At 34.4% G+C, this 320-nt stretch carries 1 protein-coding gene; it reads right to left on the bottom strand.

Going from position 1 to position 320, the window contains the following annotated elements; genetic code table 11:
* Positions 1-320, bottom strand: a 320-nt coding sequence (locus HC175_RS22225) for an AlbA family DNA-binding domain-containing protein (protein WP_209310204.1), incomplete at both ends; no start/stop codon positions are given.

The raw sequence follows: 320 nt of genomic DNA, 5'->3' as shown, positions 1-320 counted from the left end.
AATCTCATTTTCAGTGAAAATGCTGCTTTTTGTAAAATAAAGCTCACTTACTCTTCCCTTATTTTCTGTAATGTCAATATCACTTTCAAATTCACGAATGTATATTTTACTGTTGTGAGTATGAACTTGAGAACTTACCGGCACTTGCAGGACAATGATCAAACCTTCCTTCATTTCAATGGCAGTAGGTTGCAGATAGAGCGGTGGATTTATACAATCCCTTGAATTAATTGCAGATACAAGATCCTTTAAAATCTTATGTTTCTTTGTTTCATCAATCCCTGTAATTATACCGTCATCTTCTACACCTAATAGAAGGG

The organism is Salinimicrobium oceani (assembly GCF_012037645.1).
Note: the sequence above shows the minus strand (reverse complement) of the source record. Positions and strands in the feature narration are given on the sequence as shown.